The sequence below is a fragment of the Faecalibacterium sp. Marseille-P9312 genome (assembly GCF_902497445.1).
Lineage (GTDB): Bacteria > Bacillota > Clostridia > Oscillospirales > Ruminococcaceae > Faecalibacterium > Faecalibacterium longum.
This window is the reverse complement of record NZ_CABVEW010000004.1, coordinates 144,634-162,357: the sequence shown is the minus strand read 5'-3', so window position 1 is coordinate 162,357 and position 17,724 is coordinate 144,634. Positions and strand designations below refer to the sequence as shown.

The window sequence follows — 17,724 nt, the reverse complement described above, 5'->3', positions numbered from 1 at the left end:
AAAAACACCCTGCGCCCGAAGCGCAGGAGAATTAGGGGTAAATTATTATGAAAAAGCTATTCGATAACCTGCCGTTCCGGCTGCTTCTCGGTATCATCATCGGCGTCATCCTGGGCCAGGTCTTCCCGGAGAGCGTCATGAAGGTGGTCGTCACCTTACAGTATATCATGGGCCAGCTCATCACCTTCTGTGTGCCGCTCATCATCATCGGCTTCATCGCCCCCTCCATCACCAAGCTGGGCAAGAACGCCTCTCGTCTGCTGGGCGTGGCGATCGTGATCGCTTACGTTTCCTCTGTCTGCGCAGCCCTCATGAGCGCCGGCGCAGGCTACGCCCTCATCCCGCACCTGTCCATCGACACTGAGGTGGCCGGTCTGCGGACCCTGCCCGACGTCGTGTTCGAGCTGAACATCCCCCAGATCATGAGCGTCATGAGCGCCCTCGTGCTCAGCGTTCTGGTGGGTCTGGCCGCTACCTGGACCAACAGCAAGCTCACCTGTGATTTCCTCGGCGAGTTCCAGAACATCGTGCTGGACATCGTCGGCAAGATCATCATCCCCATGCTGCCCTTCTATATCGCCGCGACCTTCTGCAACCTGAGCTATGAGGGCATGATCACCCACCAGCTGCCCGCCTTCATCCAGATCATCCTCATCGTCATGGCAGGCCACTATATCTGGCTGGCTGTCCTGTATCTGCTGGCCGGTGCATACTCCGGCAAGAACCCCTGGGAAGTCCTCCGCCACTACGGCCCCGCTTACCTGACTGCTGTCGGCACCATGTCCAGCGCCGCCACCCTGGCAGTCGCTCTGGACTGCGCCCGCAAGAGCAAGGTCCTGCGCAAGGATATGGTCAGCTTCGGCATCCCCCTGTTCGCCAACATCCACCTCTGCGGCTCTGTCCTGACTGAGGTCTTCTTCTGCATGACCATCTCCAAGATCCTCTACGGCCATCTGCCCAGCATCGGCACCATGCTCCTCTTCTGCGCCCTGCTCGGCATCTTCGCCATCGGCGCTCCCGGCGTCCCCGGCGGTACCGTCATGGCTTCTCTGGGCCTCATCACCGGCGTTCTGATGTTCGATGACGCCGGCACCGCTCTGATGCTCGCCATCTTCGCCCTGCAGGACAGCTTCGGCACCGCCTGCAACGTCACCGGCGACGGCGCTCTGACCCTGATGCTGACCGGCTACGCCGAGAAGCACGGCATCCAGAACAACGACAACATCCAGAGCCCCGTTCTGTAAAGACTGCTTCAAAGGATCTGAGCGCATTTCCCTGAAAATACCAGAAACCGGGCTGCGTCCCCCATTCTGACCAGCCCGTGATATGCAAAAGGGGCCTCCTGCAAAGGAGGCCCCTTTTGGTGCGTTATAGGGAGACAGGCGGCTTGGGGTCGTTCGTACGGCCCAGAAGATAGTCGGTCGAGGTGTGGTAAATGTCGGCCAGCGCGATGAGAGTGGTGGTGGGCAGGTCGCGCAGGCCCTGCTCATAGCGGTTGTACTGCGGCTGGGGCATATGCAGCAGGGCGGCGAGCTGGCGCTGGGTGAGGTCGTGGTCTTCGCGCATATCGCGGATGCGGCGGTAGTATGCCATAAGATGTCCTCCTGATAACTGAATGAGTATCTTGACAATACCGCAGAGAGATGCTATGCTGGACTTATGATAACCAAATGGCTATCTATAGGCAAAACAAAAACAAACACCGCCGCTTTTGGAAAATCAGCGGCAGGACGTCCGGCTCATGCGTGGGGGAAGGGCTGAAGGGTGTCGCTGACGCCGGTGATATAGTTCATATCGACGTCGTAGAATTTGGCCAGCTGGATGAGGCACTCGACCGGGATGCGCACTTTGCCCTTTTCGTAGTCGGAATAGGTGGTCTGGGCAACATGGATAGCCCGCGCGACCTGCGTCTGGTTGAGGTCGTGGTCGCTGCGCAGTGCCTTGATGCGTTCCGTGTATAGCATAGGATTCACCTCTTTGTAGAAAGTCTACAAAGGATGGCCCGAATATCTTGATTTTTAACGGATAATCCGTTAAAATAAGAGCCAAGACAGAGACTTGGGCGGAAGGGCTTGAACTACTGACGGAAAGGATGGGCGAGATGAACATATGCTCTGAAGCGGTGATAGATTCAATTCGACAGGGAGTTTCAAATATTCCACCAGAGAGCGGGGGAATATTAGGCGGAAGAAATGACGTGGTTACAAATATCTGCTTGGATAAAGGAATATTGGGTAAACATCCTTGCAGTTATACACCTGATACACGCTTCCTGAATCAGAAAATCAACCAATGGGCTGAAACTGGGATACAGTTTATGGGAATGTTTCATGTGCATTTCGGTGGCACAGAAAGCCTTTCCGAAGGAGATAAAGAATATATCGTTCGCATTATGGAAGTAATGCCGAAAAAAATTGGTTGTCTGTACTTTCCTGTTGTTGTAATGCCGGAGCGTAAGGTGGTGGCATATAAGGCAGTACGCAACAATGAGAAAGTCGTAATAAAAAGAGATTGTATCAAATGTCAAGGAGGAACTGAACATGAAGAACGTGAAAAACAAGAAAATGATGGCTGTTGTTCTGCCGGAGGGATGCTTCTACGGAAATTGCAGCGACTGCGTCTATGCTGACCGGAGTGACTGGAGAGACGGCGAGGTGTACTGCCTTTGCGAGAAAGGCTGGACACACGGCTATAATCGCCCGAGTGACCGGAACGGCTGTGCCTACTATGAGGAACGCTGATAACGAAAAAGGGAGAAAGAACTATGACGGTTGCATTGTGCATGTTTGCCCTTTGGGCATGGGGCGGATGGATCTCGTGGAAGGGCATTGAAAACGGAAATGGCTGGATCGGTGTTATCCTTTCCGAGAAAATACGCAAGAGTCTGAACAAAAAAGAAAACTGGTGGAAAAAGGCGCTTCTTTCGGTGGCATTCGGCTATGTTGCAATGGGTGCAAAGGTGATAGAGTGGATTCTTACTTTTGTCATGCGCATGGTGGACGGCTCGCTTTTTAGATGAGCTGCCTTAGAAGGAGACAGTCAAAAGGAGACAGTCAAAATGAAAAATATCACGCGACGTGGATTCTTACAGCTTACGGCGGCGACGGCTCTGGTGTGTGCAACAGCACCGCTGACGGGATGCGGGAAGAAAAATAAAAAGAAACTCATTATCGGTACATGGTACCGTCAGGGTTCGGATGACTTGGCGTTCACGATTTATGATGACGGAACCTGCATGATTGATAATGACTACGGAAAAGGAACATGGTCGATTGCGAACGAAGACCAGTTTACGCTTACCGGATTCTATGGGAATAGCGAGATTTTCACGATAATCGCTATCGATAAAAAATCAGTGACCTTTGGCCCGCCGAATGCGGATAAGAATACCGACCAGACAATCGTATTCTGGCATACGGCTGAGGATGCAAAAAATAATGCTGGGTAAATGAGGAAGGACAGAAAGAGGTGAAATCTATGAGAACCGCTCAGAGACTGGCTGCACTCGGAGTTGTGGCAGCGATTGTTCTTTCGGGATGTTCTAATGGAAAAGACAGTTACTCATCTGCGGAAAAAGAGGAAAGCGGCCAGCCACTTCAGTCGGCTTCGATAAGTGCGAGTTCTAGTGTGGAGTCTGCGGAGCTTGCCGAAAGTGCGAATGCAGGGTATCCAACATTGAAGGAAATAGCGCAAAATTATAATGGTTGTGCGCTTGAATACCCGAATATGGAAGAGCTTTCGGTCGCTTGGCTTTATAACGGCGGCGAAGGTAACTTCTGTCTGTTTGATGTGGACGGAAGAGTTCATCATGTTTTTGAAAGTGGTACTTACATTGCTTCTGGTTTTTATAACGGGATGTGTATGACAAGTACCCGTGTGATGGCAAAAGAGGATGGAACGCTTTTCAGGCCGTCTTATCTATCGAATGATGAAATTATCATCCGGTATGCGAAGGATGACGATGGTACGCTGCTCTGGACAGTAAGAAGAGAGGACTCGATTGAAGGAACAAAGGCAATTATAACCGCTTGGGATACGAACGGTGAAATTCGTTTTCAATGTGATACTACACGTGATGAGTTTTCGAAAATGAATTCTGATACCGTATATAAAGACCTTGCGAATAATGACTACGATTCGATTGGAATCTCACAGGCATTTGCATACTGTGGAGGAAGCGTATATCGCATCCGTAGTGATTTTTATTATGTGTTTATGAACATTGATACCGAAAAATTTTTCTCGGTACGGGAACCCAATGCGTATCTGATACAGGCAGAAGGGAACCTGATGATTCGAACAATGCCGGGGCTGAGAGCACTCGATGATGATTTTAATGAGCTTCCGGAATGGGAGGCCATAAAGTCAAGACGAAGCGAAACGCCAGTATTAAGCGAAGGGCTGATTTATTTGGATGTCAGGAGAGATGCAGGTGATTTTGAGGATTATCCATCGGGGTTTTATGATGTCCATTTGAATCAAGTAATCGACCTGAGCCAATATAATATTCAATCAATTTATGAGGATGAACCCCGGTTTATCAACGGCTATGCAGTCTTACAGATGAAAAATCCAGAGGGTGTTCCATTTTGGGGCGTTATAAAGAGAGATGGAACATGGGCGGCAGAACCGCAAAAAGGTTCAGTCAGATATGTATACCAGACAGCTGATGGTGTTCTTATTACTACCTGCGAAGAAAATACGGAGCAGTGGTATACATATGACCAAACCGGGACAAAGCTTGATGAATGGGACAGAATAAAATTTGACGGCTCTTATGGATATGCACAGGATAGTTCGTCAGGACACAGGGGAATCTGTGAAGTCTATAACGGGTATACATATGCTAGTTTGAATAGCCATGTTGCAAAAATCAGCAGTGACGGTTCTTACGAATATCTGTCTTGACGCCCAAGGCAAAAGCTAACAGTGACATTTGGCTGGAAAAGGATTCATGGCAAGTGAAAATCGGACGAGTAACAAACGGATAGAGAAAGGTGTAAAGCTATGTCCAAGAAGGAGAAGACGATTTTATACGCAATATGTGCCGTTATTGTGTGTGCTGTAGTTGCAGTATGTGTGACTCAGAATACTACCGGCAGCCGCGAAAAAGAGATGAAAAAGCTTCTGGCAAACAACTGGTATCGGCAGTGGTCGGAGAGTGTGAGCTTTACGCTTTACGACGATGGAACAGTTACGATTCCAGGTTCTTACGGTCAAGGAAAATGGTCACTTGTAAATGATGATGTTTTGAAAATCTCGGATTTCTATGGTGAAACTATGACACTGAAAATTGACGACCTCGATGACCAATGGCTTGTGGTCTATGAAATGGAAAACGGACAACAGAGTGAAGAAAAAATTACATTCTGGAATACAGCGGAAGGCGCACAGACGCTCCGTGCAAAATTTTGAAGTTAGAAGTTGAAACTATGTCAAATGAAATGAATCGTCGCAAATTCCTGAAGCTTACAGGCGCAGCAGTTTTGGCAACATCCGTTGCAGGAGCGCTGGGCGGATGTAGTGGCGGCGGCAGCAGTACGCCTGCACCGCCCTCTCCTGAAGAAGAGGAAATAGCGCAAATTATCCTGGATTCGATTAATGCTGCACGCAAAGAAGTTGGATTGGACGGCACAGTTCAAGAAGTGGATAAAATAAGCCAGCTTTCAGCACAGCGCGCGCTGGAAATGATGAACGGAAAAACGAATGAGGAACTGCCTTCGATTCCAGAAGATTTCAAAGATGGTGGAAAATGCTATAAGTACGGCGGAAGGGAAAGCTGGACGAAAACAGGGGGTTCCACGGGGATACTTTACAAAGGAACAGCTCACAGCAAAATGGAAGAATGATTTCCAAACAGAGTTGACTGCCCCGGGAAGGACAACGATAAAGGAAGATGTCTATGTGGGTATTGGTGTGCAAGAACGCGAGGGCATTGTATGGCACGATGTAATTTTCGTTCATGAAGGCGAATAAAGCAGATTTTTAATCCTAATTAAATGAGAGGGCGGGAGGGACGAACAATGTCCCTCCCGCCCTCTTTGTCTGCCAAAGATTCAAAAATCATACAAAACCTTCTTTATTTTGTCATAACTGTCCCGTATAATAGAATATAGGTCAACATCAGAATTGCGGCCAGCGCCCGGCGGGAGCTGGCTTTGGACTGGATAGAGGAGGAACACTCACATGGCAAACGAAAAGATACTCGTTGTGGACGACGATACCAACATCTGCGAGCTGCTGCGGCTCTACCTGACCAAGGAGGGCTATCAGGTCACGACGGCCAACGACGGCGAAGAGGGCCTTGAAAAGTTCAACCAGCTCAAGCCCGACATGGTGCTGCTGGACGTCATGATGCCCAGAATGGACGGCCTCGAGGTCTGCCGCCGCATCCGCAAGCTGGGCAACACCCCGGTCATGATGCTGACGGCCAAGGGCGAGACCTTCGATAAGGTGCTGGGCCTTGAGCTGGGCGCTGATGATTATATGGTCAAGCCCTTCGACACCAAAGAGGTCGTGGCCCGCATCAAGGCGGTGCTGCGCCGCTGCACCGTCACCACGTCCCAGACCGAGAGCACCGAGGGCGTCATCGAGTTCGACAACCTCCGTCTCGACATGAACAGCTACGAGCTACGGGTCAAGGGAAAGGTGGTGGAAGCTCCCCCGAAGGAGCTGGAACTGCTGAACTGCCTCGCCTCTCACCCCAACCGGGTCTACACCCGCGACCAGCTGCTGGACGAGGTGTGGGGCTTCGAATACTACGGTGACAGCCGCACCATCGACGTCCATGTCAAGCGCCTGCGCGAGAAGCTGGCCGGTGCTTCCGATAAATGGGAGCTGAAGACCGTCTGGGGCGTGGGCTATAAATTCGAGGTGCGTCAGTAATGCGCAAAAGTGTTTCCGTTGCGTTCTTCTCGCTCATGAGCACCCTGCTCATCTTCGGCACGGTGATCATGGGCGGCTCGGAGCTGGTGCTGTTCAGCAACTACTTCGCGCAGGAGCGGTACGACGTGCTGGACGAAGTGGTCAATGTGGCCCAGCGCACGGCGTCCCATCTGGTGCAGGAAGCCGCTCTGCCGGAAGGCGAAGAACTGGAAGCCCTGAACACCAAGCTCGAGCTCATCGGCGAGAGCGCGGAAGTGTACCTGTTCTTCACCGACTGCGACGGCAACGTGGTGCTGGCCTCAGACCCGGACGATCTGGCCGGGGATGTGGTAGAGGCGTCCGTGCTGGAAAAGTCGGCCAAGGCCAAGGAGAATTATCACATCTTCGGTACGCTGGACGGTGTACTGACCGAGAAGAGCTACATCTCGGTGCATGAGATGCGCAGCGAGAGCGGCGAGTGTACCGGCTACCTTTTCCTCTGCTCGTCGGGCGACCGGCTGGTGGAGTTCCGCAAGGAGTTCTTCTCGAACTTCTTCCTCTCGGCCTGTCTGATGCTGCTGGTGGCCAGCGTCCTCACCAAGGTGATGATGCATAAGCTCACCGACCCCATCCAGAAGGTGACGGACGCGGCCCAGCGCTTCGGCGGCGGCGACCTGTCCGTCCGGGTCGAGGGCGTGGACGGCGAAGGCGAAGTGGCCGACCTGGCCCGCACCTTCAACAAGATGGCGGACAACATCCAGTCCAACGACAACTCCCGGGGCCAGTTCATGGGCAACATCGCCCACGAGCTGCGCACCCCCATGACCACCATCAAGGGCTTCATCGACGGCATTCTGGACGGCACCATCCCGCCCGATATGCAGAACCACTACTTACAGCTGGTCAGTGAGGAGACGGGCCGTCTGGCGCGCCTCATCCAGAATATGCTGGACCTCTCGAAGCTGGAGAGCGGCGAATATCAGGTGAACGCCCGGATGTTCAACATCTGGGAGACGCTGACCGGCGTGGCCCTCTCGGCAGAGCAGCGCATCAACGACGGCATGATCGACATTGACGGCCTGACCATGGATGAGAAGGTGCTGGTCTATGCCGACCCCGACCTCATCCATCAGGTGGCCTACAATCTGCTGGACAACGCCATCAAGTTCACCCCGGCGGGCGGCACCATCCGCTTCGGGGTGGAGAGGCTGGGCCCGGAGGTGGAAGTCTCCATCTGGAACTCCGGCCAGGGCATCAGCCCCGAGGCGCTGCCCTACGTCTTCCAGCGCTTCTACAAAGAAGACCAGTCCCGGGGTCTCCACGCCCGGGGCGCAGGTCTCGGCCTGAACATCTGCAAGGTGCTGGTCAACCTCTCCGGTGGCCAGATACGGGTGGAGAGCAAGCAGGGCGAGTGGTGCAGGTTCGTCTTCACTCTGCCCGTCCAGCCCCCCAACCCCGGCGGCATGAAGCGTCTGCCCGACGAGAGCGGCCGCCCCGGTGCGGTGGAAGACCCGGCCAGCATGAAGCCGGTAGATTAACTTCACAGCGGTCAGACTGCCCCTCAAAGGAGCGGTCTGGCTGCTTTTTGCATTGTGGAAGAGGGGAGATACGCAGAACTTTACGTCTTTTCCGTGAAAAACACGGCGGCGGGTTTGATTTTTTCGCTGTTTTCATGTAAACTATAATCGACTATGCCGACTGCTCCTGTGGGAGATGCCGCAGGGACGGCGGCAGAGCAAAATTACAAAAATTCTCTAAAAAATAACGGGGAGTAAAATAAAATGACAACGATCAGTCCTTCTATCCTTTCGGCTGACTTCAGCCATCTCGGCGCAGACTGCCGTATGGTGCTGGATGCCGGTGCGCAGATGCTGCATTATGACGTGATGGACGGCCACTTCGTGCCGAACATCAGCTTTGGCGTCCCGGTGCTCAAGAGCCTGCACAAGGCCCTGCCGGACGCTTTCTATGACGTCCACCTGATGATCACCCACCCCCAGCAGTACGCCGAGGCTTTTGCCAAGGCCGGTGCCAGCCTGCTCAACTTCCACCTCGAGTGCGACGACGACATCCAGGAGACCATCGACGCCATCAAGGCCCAGGGCTGCAAGGTGGGCATGACCATTAAGCCCGGCACCCCGGTGGAAGAGCTGGGCTACTACCTCGACCAGCTGGACCTCGTGCTGGTCATGAGCGTGGAGCCCGGCTTCGGCGGCCAGAAGTTCATGCCCTCGGCCCTCGACAAGCTCCGCTGGCTCAAGGCGGAAAAAGACCGCCGCGGCCTGAAATTCCTGCTGGAAGTGGACGGCGGCGTGGATGCCGCCACCGCTCCGCAGTGCGTTGCCGCCGGTGCGGACGTGCTGGTGGCGGGCAGCGCCATCTTTGGCGCCGCCGACCCCGCCGCGGCCGTCCGTGCGATGGCAGCTCTCTGAGAGGGGACTGCCCATGGATGAAGCATTGATCCGGCTGCAGGAGGAAGAACTCCGGCGCACCGGCAGATACTATAAGCACATCTGCTTTCTCTGTGTGCCGCTGCTCTGCGTCTCCTGCTACCTCTACGGTCTGCGCCCGCTGCTGCTCTGCGGCTTTGCGGTGCTGATGGGCAACCTGTGCGACCGGCTCATCTCTCTGCTGCGCCGCCGCGTCTATCAGGCCGGGGATTATTCCAACGAGAGCTTTGCCCTCGTCATCACCCTGCTGATGCCTGCGACGGTGGACTGGTATGTCCTCGCCGCCGCCATTCTGGCCGGTGCTCTCATCGGCAAAGAGGTCTTCGGCGGCTATGGCAGCTACCCCTTCCACCCCGCCGCCGTGGGCTACGCGGTGGCGGCAGTGTCCTGGCCGGAGCAGGTCTTCCGCTATCCGGCCCCATACGCCAATATCCCGCTCTGGGACGCCTCCGGTGTTGCCACATCCAGCACCATCTCGGACACCCTGCGCAGCGGCGGCCTCATCAACATCAGCGCCCTGTCGCTGGTGCTGGGCGAGTATGCCGCCCCGATGGGGACCGGTGCAGCCATCGTGCTGGCGGCCTGCGGCCTCTTCCTCTGGATGCAGAAGGATGTGCGGCTGAGCGCCTCCCTGAGCTTCCTCATCACGGCGGGCCTCATCGTCTTCTTCTTCCCGCGCCAGCTGGGCCTGACGGAGGGGACCGCCTTTACGGCGGGCCTTGTGTTCCGCCTGCGCTGTGTGCGCGACGAGATGCTGACGGGCGCGATGCTCTTCAGCGCCGTCTTCCTGCTCAATGAGCCTTACACCTGCGCTCACCACCGGCTGGGCCGCATCCTCTACGGCGTCATGGTGGGAGCCTTTACGATGGGCTTCCGCTACTTCGGCGTCTACGAGACGGGCGTCTGCTTCGCCATTCTGGCGGTCAACAGCATCTCCGGCTGGCTCGACCGCACCGAAGTCCGCCTCCATGAGCTGATAAAGAGCGGCAGAAACTTCAAAGAGAAGAAGACCGGAAAGGAGGGTGCGGAATGAAACGTCATGCTGCAGAACTCCTCACCCGGGACCCGGAAAGATTCTTCCACCATGACCGCGTCTTCCTGAACAACCCCGTGGTCATGCAGGGCATGGGCCTTGCGCCGCTGGTCGTCCTTGCGACGAGCGGCCAGAACGCCCTGATGCTGGCCGTGGCCGTGGCGCTGCTGCTGACGCCCTCCCGGATGCTGGCCTGCCTGCTGAGCCGCCTGTTCCCCCTGCGGGAGGAGCATCCGGCCAACGCAGAGCTGGAAAAGAAGCTGCTGCCCCGCAGCATCCTCTATTCGGGCAGTGCGGCAGTGGTCTATCTGGCGGCGTACCCCATCCTGAACCAGCTGTTCGGCGTGAGCCTGCTGGTGCTGGGCATCTACCTGCCCATGCTGGTGGTGGAGCCGCTGCTGACCTACCGCTTCGGCCGCGTGCAGGAGACGATGAAAAAGGCCGTCTCCAAGGGCATCCGCATCACCATCGGCTACGGCCTGCTGCTGCTTTTGCTGAGCTGTGTGCGCGAGTGGCTGAGCGCCGGCACGGTGTTCGGCCATGTGCTGAGCCGTCCCGTCCTGCCCATGGCCAGTATGCCGGCAGGCGGCTTCATCGTGCTGGGCGTGCTGTGTGCCGTCTGGCGCACGCTGGCCAAGAAGCATAAAAACTATCTGACATCGGAGGCCCGCGGCCTCATGGCGGTCTACCGCCAGAAAGAGGGGGAGCCTGAGGATGAATGATGTGATGCAGGCCGTCGGCGTATTTTTCAGCTACGCCGTGCTGGCCGTCTTTGCACAGAACGCGGTGTTCACCCGGGGCCTCGGCGTGTCCCGCCTCGTCCAGCTGGTGGGCGACGAGCGCACCAGCAGCGGGTGGTTCGCCCTGCTGCTCTGTGTCACGCAGGTGCTGGTGGCTCCGCTGGCGTTCTATGCGGGCGGCTTCGTCGCCGCTCAGCCCAACCCCGCCCAGCTCCGTCCGCTGGTCTATCTGGCCTGCGTGGCGGTGGTGAGCCTGTTTGAATTTATCGTGCTCTGGACCGCACGGGGCAAGCGCCACGGCGGCCAGCTGCTCCGCATCCTGCCGCTGGCGGCGGTCAACAGCGGCGTGCTGGGTACGGTGCTGGTGGAGCGCACCCAGAGCTTTACGCTGGAGCAGAGCATGGGCTTCGGCCTCGGCAGCGGCCTGGGCTATCTGCTGGCCGTCATGCTGGTGACGGAGGCTGACCGCCGTCTGCGCAGCGAGGCCATCCCGGAGGCGTTCCGGGGCCTGCCCATCACGCTCATCTACATCGGCGTGCTGGCGCTGGCCATCTATGGTTTTACGGGCCACTCGGTGATCCTGTGAGGAGTGCAGGAGAAAGGGACGATCATGGCAAAGTATAAAAAGGTCAAGCGGTATCACCGCAGTTTTTACAGCCCCGGCATGTGGGTGAAGAAGGCCGTCGGCATCATCGTGCTGGTGGCCGTGGTGCTGGTCGTGGGCTGGCTGGCCGCGCCCCATGTGCTGGACTGGGCCACTCACACCTGGTACACCGTGGTGCGCAACCGTGACCTCTCGGCTTCGTCTGAGACGACGGCGTCCAGTGCGGCTGCTTCGTCGGAAGTGACGGCAGAGCCTGCCGCTTCCTCGGAGGTGCGGGCGGACTCGGAGCCGGAATCGGAACCGGCTGCACCCGCAGGCGTCATCATCGAGGGCAGCTGGGGCGTTCTGGATACGGCTGCGGCAAAGGACGAAGCTTCCCTGCGTGCCGCCGCCCGGCAGCTGGCCCAGCAGGGCGCAGCCTACGCCGTCGTCACCCTGAAGGACAGTGCCGGAAACATCCTGTATCCCTCTCAGGTGGCTGCTGCGGCAGGCAGCATCGAGGGGGCGTCCCTTGACCCGGCCCTCATCGCCTCGGTGCTCAAGGAGAACGGCCTTGTGCCGGTGGCAAAGCTGGCGGCCTTCCGCGACCCCATCGCGGCCCGCGCCGACCGCAATATGGCCATCGGCTACACCGGGCAGGCTTACCTCTGGCTGGATAATAAGGCGTCTGCCGGCGGCAACCCCTGGCTCAACCCCTATTCCGACGAGGCCGTCCAGTTCATCGGCGACCTCATCGGCGAGGTGCAGAGCATGGGCTTTGACCATGTGCTGCTGGAGAACGTCCAGTTCCCCTCTGCCCAGAACGGCAAGCAGGACTTCGGCTCCACCGGCGGGCGCGGCCGCAGCGCCCAGCTGGCTGCGGACATCGCCGCATGGGATGCCCGCTTTGAGGGCAGCGTGACCCTGTGGTACGGCTACTCGCTGGGTCAGGTGACGGAGGGCGCTTCCACCGTGGGCGGCTCCGCGACGGCGCTGGGCGTCAGGAATCTCGTGGTCGAAGTCCCCGCAAAGCAGACCATGGACGACACCGCCCGCAGCGAGCTGCGGGACACCCTGTCGGCTTCCGGCGTGGAGCATGCCGTGTTCTGGGACGATGCAGCGGGCATTTTCCAGTGAGAACGCTCCATTTGCTGTTGGTGATTTATGTGAGAGTGAGGAATGTGTTATGAAAACTGCATCCTGCTTTGGCCCGGCCCACATCCTGCTGCCCGGGGAGAATATCCCTCTGGAAAAGTGGGGCTGCGTGGCCTGTGACCAGTTTACCAGCGACCGCGCCTACTGGGAGCAGGCAGACGCCGCTGTGGGCGGCTGTCCCAGCACCCTGCGGCTCATCCTGCCGGAAGTCTACCTCGAGGATAAAGACGCGGCCCAGCGGGTGGAGAACATCCACGCTGCGATGGACGAGTACAGCCGCGACGTGCTGACCCGCGCCGTGGACGGCTTTGTCTACGTCGAGCGCACCGAGCAGAGCGGCCGGGTGCGTCAGGGCCTCGTGGGCAAGATCGACCTCGAGGCTTACAGCTACGAGAAGGGCGCCCGCCCGGCCATCCGGCCCAGCGAGCGCACCGTCACCGAGCGCATCCCGCCCCGCATGGCCGTGCGCCGGGGTGCAGCGCTGGAAACGCCCCATGTCATGATGCTGGCCGACGACCCCGGCTGCACCCTCGTCGAGCCCATCGGCGCGCGAAAGAGCGAGCTGAAAAAGCTGTACGAGGGCGAGCTGATGCAGGGCGGCGGCCACATTGCAGGCTGGGCCGTGGAAGACCCTGCGATGCTGGCGCAGATCGACACTGCACTGGCTGCACTGGGCAGCCAGGAGGCTTTCGACGCCAGGTATCCCCAGGCCAGGGGCGCAAAGCCCCTGACGCTGGCTGTGGGCGACGGCAACCATTCGCTGGCCGCAGCCAAAGCCTGCTGGGAGGAGCTGAAAGCCACCCTGACCCCTGAGGAGCGGGAAAGCCATCCCGCCCGCTGGTGCCTGGCTGAGGTGTGCAACGTCCATTCGCCTGCCATCGAGATCGAGCCCATCCACCGCGTCCTCTTCAATGTGGACTGCGGCGCGGTGCTGCTGGCCCTCATCGCGTGGAGCGACTCCAACATGGCCGGCATCTGCTTCGGCGACTCGAAGCAGCAGGCCTTCACGCTGGCCGGCCCCCATGTGTCCAACGTCCTCAGCTTCGAGGACCCCGTCGCCCCGCTGACCGTCGGCACGGTGGACGAATTTATCGAATACTTTATGGCCCGCCACAGCGAGGCCCGGGTGGATTACGTCCACGACGAGCCTGCCGTCCGCGCCCTGACCAGACAGGGCGGCGTGGCCTTCCTGCTGCCGCCCTTCGAGAAGAGCGATCTGTTCAAAGGCATCGTGATGGGCGGCGTGCTGCCCCGCAAGACCTTCAGCATGGGCCATGCGGAGGAAAAGCGGTATTACATCGAGTGCCGCAGAATCAAAGAATGACCAAGGAGAACCATGACTTTTAACGATTTGAAACTGTCCGCCCCCCTGCTCAAGGCTGTAAGCGAGGCAGGCTATGAGACCCCCTCGCCCATCCAGGCTTCGGCCATCCCGCCGGTGCTGGAAGGGCGCGATCTGATGGGCTGCGCCCAGACCGGCACCGGCAAGACTGCTGCCTTTGCGCTGCCCATGCTCGACCGGCTGAGCGCCTCCGCCCCCCGCAGGAAGGGCGCTGTCCGCGCCCTCATCCTTACCCCCACCCGTGAGCTGGCTCTCCAGATCGGCGAGAGCTTTGACGCCTACGGCAAGTACCTCAAACTGCGCAGCACCGTCATCTTCGGCGGCGTGGGCCAGGCCCCGCAGGTGGAGGCCATCCGAAAGGGCGTGGACATCCTCATTGCCTGCCCGGGCCGTCTGAACGACCTCATCGGACAGGGCCATATCGACCTGTCGAACCTCGAGGTCTTTGTGCTGGACGAGGCCGACCGGATGCTGGACATGGGCTTTGTGCATGACGTGAAGAAGGTCATCGCAAAGCTGCCCGCAAAGCGCCAGAACCTGATGTTCAGCGCCACCATGCCCAAAGAGATCGAGCAGCTGGCCGCAGGCATCCTGCACGACCCCGCCTTCGTGAAGGTGGACCCCGTGTCCAGCACGGTGGAGCGCATCGACCAGAGCCTGTATTTCGTCGAGAAGGGCAACAAGAAGTTCCTGCTGCCCTGGCTCATCAAGAACCTGACCCCGCCGGTGCAGAATGCACTGGTGTTCAGCCGCACCAAGCACGGCGCGGATAAGATCGCCCGCGATCTGACCAGGCAGGGCATCACCGCCGCTGCGATCCACGGCAACAAGAGCCAGACCGCCCGTGTGGCGGCGCTGGAAGGCTTCAAGGAGGGCAAGACCAGGGTGCTGGTGGCCACGGACATCGCCGCCCGCGGCATCGACATCAGCGAGCTCTCCCATGTGTTCAACTACGACCTGCCCGAGGTGCCGGAGACCTACGTCCACCGCATCGGCCGCACCGCCCGCGCGGGCGCAGACGGCACGGCGGTGAGCTTCTGCGCACCCGAAGAGATGGAATATCTGGCCGGCATCGAAAAGCTCAACCGCCGGAAGATCCCGGTGGTGTCCGGCCACCCGTGGGACGGCGTACCCGCCCCCGTAAAAGCAGCCCCGCCGGTGCGGGGCCGCAAGCCCAAGGCCGAACAGCCTGCCCCCGAAAAGGCCGAAACTCCCAAGGCGGAAAAAGCCGCCAGACCCGCTGCGCCCGAAAAAAAGAGTGCGGCCAGGCCCTCTGCGGCAAAAAAGCAGAAGGCCCCCAAAATCGAAGCAAAAGAGGAACAACTCATGGATGATAACAAGCGCACCCCCGGCGGACGCGACAACAGCCGCCGTAACAAAAACACCCGCCCCCGCCGCGAGGGCAATGCCCCCGCACAGGGCGCAGGCCGCGGCAGCAATGCCCAGCCGAAGTTCGACCCCCACTTTGTGAGCGCCCCGGAGGCCACCCCGCTCCGTTCTGCCAAGAAGAACGCTGCCGCCCCCGCCGCTCCGGCCCAGACCATCCCCACCGCGATGCAGAACCGCCAGCCCGCCCAGCGCAGCGAGAACAATGGCCGCAATGGTGCAGGCCGCAGCCCCCGCAATGAGCGGAACGACCGCAGCGCCCGCCCGGCTCAGCCTGCCCAGCAGAACAGCCAGCGCAATGAGAACCGCAGTGGCCGCAGCAGCAGCCGCAATGAGCAGAGCGGCGCAGGCCGTGCGCCCCGCGCCCCCAAGGCAGAGCAGTCCGGCCGCAATAACCGCAGCCGCAGCAATAATGTCCCGACGAAGGACGAAGACCCGGGCCTCGTGCTCATCAGCCGCCGCCCGCCGCAGCAGAAGTTCACCAGCTTTGAGGAGTATATGAACGCCCGCGGCGGCGCGACGGCTCCCATCGAGGACCACAGCGAGGAAGTGTGATGGCAGAGGGATTTGCCCCGTGGTGCTGCCCGCTGTGCGGCGCACCGCTTGCCGGGGATAACGTACTGAAATGTCCCTCCGGCCACAGCTTCGACCGGGCCAAAGAGGGCTACTGGCATCTGCTGCCGGTGCAGAACACCCGTACCAAGGCCCCCGGCGACAGCAGGGAGATGGTCGCTGCCCGCCGCGCGTTCCTGAGCGCGGGCTACTACGGCATCTTCGGGCAGGCGCTGGGAGAACTCTGCCTCGAGTACGGTCAGCCGAAAGCCGGAAAGCCGCTCCGCCTGTTGGACGCAGGCTGCGGCGAGGGCTGGTATGACCGGTGCATCGCAAAGCAGTTCGAAGAGGCGGGCCGCCCGCTGGAACTGGCAGGCTTCGACATCGCAAAGCCAGCCGTGCGTCTGGCTGCGAAGGCCCTGCCCTCGGCCCGGTACGCCGTGGCGTCCAGTTTCCATCAGCCGGTGCGCACAGGCTGGGCGGATGTGCTGCTCAACTGCTTCTCGCCCTTCGCGCAGGAGGAGTTTCTCCGCGTCCTGCGCCCCGGCGGACGGCTCATCTACGCCGTGCCGGGTGCAGAGCATCTCTTCCAGATGAAGGCCGTCCTCTACGAAAAGCCTTACAAGAACCCGGTGCAGGAAGTGGCGTATCCGGGCTTTGAAGCCATCGGAGAGCGGGAAGTCTCCGGCAGCATCACGGTGCCTGCCGGGCAGCTGGAAGCTCTCTTCGCCATGACGCCCTACTACTGGAAAACGCCCCGGGACGGTGCAGCCCGTCTCGCGGCACTGCCGGAACTGACCACCGACATCTCGTTCCGGTTCCTCGTATTTGAAAAGAAATAAACGAAAAAGGCATCTGCCGTGTGGCAGATGCCTTTTTCGCTTTATGAGTACATCAGACAGGGATGGAAGTTGGTTACTTGTCGGCCTTCGGTTCAGATGCTTTTTGGGCCTTGGGCAGCAGGTTTGCACGCTCGAGGGCCGGGCGCAGGGCCAGATAGAGGAGGACGACGCAGACGGTGGAGGCCACGCTGTTCACGAAGGTGACGCCGCCGGTGATCTTGGTCAGAGCCTTGGCGATGGTGTACTCCTGGCCGAAGATGTAGACGTTGCGGAAGTAGCCGAGGAACGGGTCGGTGAAGACATTCAGCAGCAGGCCGGAGGCGGCAGCGACGATCACCTTGGCCAGATAGCCGGGGGCGTGCTTGTCCAGCTCACGGAGCTTGAACACCTTGTGAGCGACTGCACCGCAGGTGATGCCGATGATGAACTTCAGGACGAAGGTGGTGACGGCATAGCCCGGGTCACCGGCCAGGATGTCGGCCAGAGCCAGACCGATAGCACCGGCTAGACCGCCGGATACGCCGTCCAGCAACAGGGCGGTCAGGGCGGTGAAGGTGTTGCCCAGATGGAACGAAGAGCCGCCGTAGAACGGCACACGGAAGAACAGGTAGGCCACGAGGCTCAGCGCGGCCATGACGCCGGTGAGCGCTAGCTCGTGGACGGTGAAGGTGCGCTTATACAGCACACTTGCAAAGACGATAACGATGACGACGACTGCCAGCAGCAGCCACATTGCAGTTGTTGACATGATTTTCCCTCCCAGTTTTACAAAATACC

The 17,724-nt window shown here is 58.8% G+C and carries 20 protein-coding genes; 17 read left to right on the top strand and 3 right to left on the bottom strand.

Features of this window, described 5'->3' with window-relative positions; all coding sequences use genetic code 11:
• Positions 1 to 47 precede the first annotated feature (47 nt).
• Entirely contained in the window at positions 48 to 1,244 is a 1,197-nt protein-coding gene (locus tag F3G95_RS04590) for a dicarboxylate/amino acid:cation symporter (RefSeq protein ID WP_149794020.1), read from the top strand.
• A 124-nt stretch (positions 1,245 to 1,368) separates the two neighbouring features.
• Here F3G95_RS04590 and F3G95_RS04585 read toward each other — a convergent pair whose 3' ends face one another.
• Together F3G95_RS04585 and F3G95_RS04580 are read right to left on the bottom strand one after the other, a co-directional pair.
• Positions 1,369 to 1,593 carry a helix-turn-helix transcriptional regulator gene (locus F3G95_RS04585; protein ID WP_015564488.1) on the bottom strand — a complete coding sequence of 75 codons (225 nt, stop codon included), beginning with the start codon at positions 1,591 to 1,593 and terminating at the stop codon, positions 1,369 to 1,371.
• 146 nt (positions 1,594 to 1,739) lie between these two features.
• Positions 1,740 to 1,964 (bottom strand): helix-turn-helix transcriptional regulator, encoded by a 225-nt coding sequence (locus F3G95_RS04580; RefSeq protein WP_015564487.1) that lies wholly within the window; start codon positions 1,962 to 1,964, stop codon positions 1,740 to 1,742.
• Positions 1,965 to 2,092: 128 nt separating this feature from the next.
• Between F3G95_RS04580 and F3G95_RS04575 the strand changes: the two genes are divergently transcribed.
• The 16 genes from F3G95_RS04575 (at position 2,093) to F3G95_RS04495 (ending at position 16,947) form a co-directional block, all read left to right on the top strand.
• Positions 2,093 to 2,629, top strand: a complete 537-nt coding sequence (locus F3G95_RS04575) for a hypothetical protein (RefSeq protein ID WP_149794019.1) — start codon at positions 2,093 to 2,095, stop codon at positions 2,627 to 2,629.
• A 135-nt stretch (positions 2,630 to 2,764) separates the two neighbouring features.
• Positions 2,765 to 3,019, top strand: coding sequence for a hypothetical protein (locus tag F3G95_RS04565; RefSeq protein WP_015564485.1), 255 nt, complete (start codon positions 2,765 to 2,767; stop codon positions 3,017 to 3,019).
• 39 nt (positions 3,020 to 3,058) lie between these two features.
• Entirely contained in the window at positions 3,059 to 3,448 is a 390-nt protein-coding gene (locus F3G95_RS04560) for a twin-arginine translocation signal domain-containing protein (protein WP_149794018.1), read from the top strand.
• A 29-nt stretch (positions 3,449 to 3,477) separates the two neighbouring features.
• Complete coding sequence (locus tag F3G95_RS04555; RefSeq protein WP_149794017.1) at positions 3,478 to 4,908, top strand: hypothetical protein; 1,431 nt, start codon at positions 3,478 to 3,480, stop codon at positions 4,906 to 4,908.
• A gap of 99 nt (positions 4,909 to 5,007) precedes the next feature.
• Positions 5,008 to 5,415, top strand: coding sequence for a hypothetical protein (locus tag F3G95_RS04550; RefSeq protein ID WP_015564482.1), 408 nt, complete (start codon positions 5,008 to 5,010; stop codon positions 5,413 to 5,415).
• 17 nt (positions 5,416 to 5,432) lie between these two features.
• Positions 5,433 to 5,849 carry a twin-arginine translocation signal domain-containing protein gene (locus F3G95_RS04545; protein WP_188117508.1) on the top strand — a complete coding sequence of 139 codons (417 nt, stop codon included), beginning with the start codon at positions 5,433 to 5,435 and terminating at the stop codon, positions 5,847 to 5,849.
• A gap of 337 nt (positions 5,850 to 6,186) precedes the next feature.
• The gene (locus F3G95_RS04540; protein WP_149794015.1) at positions 6,187 to 6,885 is read left to right on the top strand and encodes a response regulator transcription factor; all 699 of its coding nucleotides are present in this window, start codon (positions 6,187 to 6,189) and stop codon (positions 6,883 to 6,885) included.
• On the top strand, positions 6,885 to 8,402 hold the full coding sequence (locus F3G95_RS04535) for a HAMP domain-containing sensor histidine kinase (RefSeq protein ID WP_149794014.1): 1,518 nt from the start codon (positions 6,885 to 6,887) through the stop codon (positions 8,400 to 8,402). The genes F3G95_RS04540 and F3G95_RS04535 overlap by 1 nt, the downstream gene beginning before the upstream one ends.
• A gap of 243 nt (positions 8,403 to 8,645) precedes the next feature.
• Positions 8,646 to 9,296, top strand: coding sequence for a ribulose-phosphate 3-epimerase (gene rpe / locus F3G95_RS04530; protein WP_149794013.1), 651 nt, complete (start codon positions 8,646 to 8,648; stop codon positions 9,294 to 9,296).
• A 13-nt stretch (positions 9,297 to 9,309) separates the two neighbouring features.
• The gene (locus tag F3G95_RS04525; RefSeq protein ID WP_149794012.1) at positions 9,310 to 10,347 is read left to right on the top strand and encodes an RnfABCDGE type electron transport complex subunit D; all 1,038 of its coding nucleotides are present in this window, start codon (positions 9,310 to 9,312) and stop codon (positions 10,345 to 10,347) included.
• Positions 10,344 to 11,069, top strand: a complete 726-nt coding sequence (locus tag F3G95_RS04520; protein ID WP_149794011.1) for an Rnf-Nqr domain containing protein — start codon at positions 10,344 to 10,346, stop codon at positions 11,067 to 11,069. Before F3G95_RS04525 ends, F3G95_RS04520 begins: the two co-directional genes overlap by 4 nt.
• Entirely contained in the window at positions 11,062 to 11,673 is a 612-nt protein-coding gene (locus F3G95_RS04515; RefSeq protein WP_149794010.1) for an Rnf-Nqr domain containing protein, read from the top strand. Before F3G95_RS04520 ends, F3G95_RS04515 begins: the two co-directional genes overlap by 8 nt.
• A gap of 24 nt (positions 11,674 to 11,697) precedes the next feature.
• Entirely contained in the window at positions 11,698 to 12,807 is a 1,110-nt protein-coding gene (locus tag F3G95_RS04510) for a putative glycoside hydrolase (RefSeq protein WP_149794009.1), read from the top strand.
• 49 nt (positions 12,808 to 12,856) lie between these two features.
• Entirely contained in the window at positions 12,857 to 14,149 is a 1,293-nt protein-coding gene (locus tag F3G95_RS04505; protein WP_149794008.1) for a DUF1015 domain-containing protein, read from the top strand.
• Positions 14,150 to 14,161: 12 nt separating this feature from the next.
• Positions 14,162 to 16,108: a DEAD/DEAH box helicase gene (locus F3G95_RS04500; RefSeq protein WP_149794007.1), complete on the top strand. Its 1,947-nt coding sequence runs from the start codon at positions 14,162 to 14,164 to the stop codon at positions 16,106 to 16,108.
• Positions 16,108 to 16,947 carry a putative RNA methyltransferase gene (locus F3G95_RS04495; RefSeq protein ID WP_149794006.1) on the top strand — a complete coding sequence of 280 codons (840 nt, stop codon included), beginning with the start codon at positions 16,108 to 16,110 and terminating at the stop codon, positions 16,945 to 16,947. The genes F3G95_RS04500 and F3G95_RS04495 overlap by 1 nt, the downstream gene beginning before the upstream one ends.
• A gap of 73 nt (positions 16,948 to 17,020) precedes the next feature.
• On the opposite strand, the gene F3G95_RS04490 is transcribed toward F3G95_RS04495, so the two are convergent.
• Positions 17,021 to 17,695 (bottom strand): ECF transporter S component, encoded by a 675-nt coding sequence (locus F3G95_RS04490; RefSeq protein WP_243130265.1) that lies wholly within the window; start codon positions 17,693 to 17,695, stop codon positions 17,021 to 17,023.
• Positions 17,696 to 17,724 lie beyond the last annotated feature (29 nt).

Coding starts and splice junctions, on each gene's coding strand:
- F3G95_RS04500 (WP_149794007.1), top strand. CDS start 14,162: ATGACTTTTAACGATTTGAAACTGTCCGCCCCCCTGCTCAAGGCTGTA.
- F3G95_RS04560 (WP_149794018.1), top strand. CDS start 3,059: ATGAAAAATATCACGCGACGTGGATTCTTACAGCTTACGGCGGCGACG.
- F3G95_RS04490 (WP_243130265.1), bottom strand. CDS start 17,695: ATGTCAACAACTGCAATGTGGCTGCTGCTGGCAGTCGTCGTCATCGTT.
- F3G95_RS04510 (WP_149794009.1), top strand. CDS start 11,698: ATGGCAAAGTATAAAAAGGTCAAGCGGTATCACCGCAGTTTTTACAGC.
- F3G95_RS04540 (WP_149794015.1), top strand. CDS start 6,187: ATGGCAAACGAAAAGATACTCGTTGTGGACGACGATACCAACATCTGC.
- rpe (WP_149794013.1), top strand. CDS start 8,646: ATGACAACGATCAGTCCTTCTATCCTTTCGGCTGACTTCAGCCATCTC.
- F3G95_RS04515 (WP_149794010.1), top strand. CDS start 11,062: ATGAATGATGTGATGCAGGCCGTCGGCGTATTTTTCAGCTACGCCGTG.
- F3G95_RS04495 (WP_149794006.1), top strand. CDS start 16,108: ATGGCAGAGGGATTTGCCCCGTGGTGCTGCCCGCTGTGCGGCGCACCG.
- F3G95_RS04525 (WP_149794012.1), top strand. CDS start 9,310: ATGGATGAAGCATTGATCCGGCTGCAGGAGGAAGAACTCCGGCGCACC.
- F3G95_RS04580 (WP_015564487.1), bottom strand. CDS start 1,964: ATGCTATACACGGAACGCATCAAGGCACTGCGCAGCGACCACGACCTC.
- F3G95_RS04520 (WP_149794011.1), top strand. CDS start 10,344: ATGAAACGTCATGCTGCAGAACTCCTCACCCGGGACCCGGAAAGATTC.
- F3G95_RS04550 (WP_015564482.1), top strand. CDS start 5,008: ATGTCCAAGAAGGAGAAGACGATTTTATACGCAATATGTGCCGTTATT.
- F3G95_RS04565 (WP_015564485.1), top strand. CDS start 2,765: ATGACGGTTGCATTGTGCATGTTTGCCCTTTGGGCATGGGGCGGATGG.
- F3G95_RS04535 (WP_149794014.1), top strand. CDS start 6,885: ATGCGCAAAAGTGTTTCCGTTGCGTTCTTCTCGCTCATGAGCACCCTG.
- F3G95_RS04555 (WP_149794017.1), top strand. CDS start 3,478: ATGAGAACCGCTCAGAGACTGGCTGCACTCGGAGTTGTGGCAGCGATT.
- F3G95_RS04545 (WP_188117508.1), top strand. CDS start 5,433: ATGTCAAATGAAATGAATCGTCGCAAATTCCTGAAGCTTACAGGCGCA.
- F3G95_RS04505 (WP_149794008.1), top strand. CDS start 12,857: ATGAAAACTGCATCCTGCTTTGGCCCGGCCCACATCCTGCTGCCCGGG.
- F3G95_RS04585 (WP_015564488.1), bottom strand. CDS start 1,593: ATGGCATACTACCGCCGCATCCGCGATATGCGCGAAGACCACGACCTC.
- F3G95_RS04575 (WP_149794019.1), top strand. CDS start 2,093: ATGGGCGAGATGAACATATGCTCTGAAGCGGTGATAGATTCAATTCGA.
- F3G95_RS04590 (WP_149794020.1), top strand. CDS start 48: ATGAAAAAGCTATTCGATAACCTGCCGTTCCGGCTGCTTCTCGGTATC.